At 26.6% G+C, this 1359-nt stretch carries 1 protein-coding gene; it reads right to left on the bottom strand.

Translation table 11 applies throughout. From position 1 onward, the window contains the following. Nucleotides 1-563: 563 nt before the first annotated feature. The gene (locus EC396_RS14630; RefSeq protein ID WP_129367422.1) at nucleotides 564-1265 is read right to left on the bottom strand and encodes a hypothetical protein; all 702 of its coding nucleotides are present in this window, start codon (nucleotides 1263-1265) and stop codon (nucleotides 564-566) included. Nucleotides 1266-1359: the final 94 nt, after the last annotated feature.

The following is a 1359-nucleotide window of genomic DNA, read 5'->3' as shown; positions in this document are numbered from 1 at the left end:
TGTGTAATGTGGTTTTGAGTTAGAATTAATCTATTCGACCTAAATTTTTACGTATAAAAACCTCATTTTGCATTATTTTTCAAATTCCAAGATTTCTCATTTTAACTGAATTTTCCTTAAATCTTAAATATTCCAACAGTCAAATTCCAATGCTCAAACTCGGCTGTAATTTTAAAATCCGAGATTTCTCTTTTTAGCTAGATTTTTCTGAAATCTTAAATATTCTAACATTCAAATTCCAACGCTCAAACTCCGATTAATTTTTAATCCTAAATTTGTCATTTTAGTTTAAATTTTTATAGAATTCGTTGCTCAATTCTATTTATTTCAATGAGCTTTTTTGAATATTTTTTTTTAAAATTTTTATCGGCGCAATTGTCAGAAAATCCAATTATTTAAACTTAAAATACTCAAATTGAAGAATTCAGAGTGAATTCTGCCATATTACACAACGGGCTTTTATAAGATTTGTGCGACTGGAAAATCGGAGATTTTTCGGACGTAGCAAATCGTTTGTTGAATGTTTGTCGGTTCGTTATTTAGTTTAAATGTAAGCATAAATTTTATGAGTTGTTGGCTTTAGTTTTTTTCTTAATAATCGTTTTAATGTCTGTAATTAAGTATAAAGTACCTAAAACAATTGCTCCTCCAACTTTAGGTACAATATTTCCGCCTGTTAAGATTGTATATATTGGAAATAAAATAATAAATATTGAAAATGGATAAGCAAACAATCTGAATAAAATCATTTTTATTGTCCACTCATTTTTTTCATTTTCAATTTTCTCAATATTATCTTTGGTTTCTATTCCAATAGCAATTTTTAGGTCATTTAATAAATATTTTGTCTCGTTTAGATAAATTTTCTTAAAAACCCAATAAATTCCAAATGCTAGTAACCCATAAATTCCTAAAATAATCAAAGCAGTATAATCAAGATATTCAAAACCCTGAATCATTGGGATTATTAGAGCGAAAACAAAGAATGATAGAATTAAACCACTTAATACGATTGTCCATAATTTTCCAATTAGGCTTAACTCCGTTTTAATATTCTTTATTTCGTTTTTCTCGTTGAAGTTAATTTTGAAAATCGGATAAAAAGTTCCAACCCAATAATTTGTCATCCAAATAGTATATTCACTCAAGTTTTTTTCGGCAATAGTTTCTCCCTTGTTGAACAAACTTGTAGAAATGTGATTTAATAAATTATTTTCTCTTTCAAGTGTAATTAATTTATCAATTTTTTCTTTGTGAGATTTCATTTAATCTTTTTCGTTAATTAAAGCCAACGGGCTTTTATAAGATTTGTGCGGTTTAAAAATACGATAATTTTCAGCCGTAGCAAATTGTTTATTT

It is taken from the genome of Lutibacter sp. HS1-25, from assembly GCF_004121075.1.
In the GTDB taxonomy this organism is placed as follows: Bacteria; Bacteroidota; Bacteroidia; order Flavobacteriales; family Flavobacteriaceae; genus Lutibacter.
Note: the sequence above shows the minus strand (reverse complement) of the source record. Positions and strands in the feature narration are given on the sequence as shown.

Coding starts and splice junctions, on each gene's coding strand:
- EC396_RS14630 (WP_129367422.1), bottom strand. CDS start 1,265: ATGAAATCTCACAAAGAAAAAATTGATAAATTAATTACACTTGAAAGA.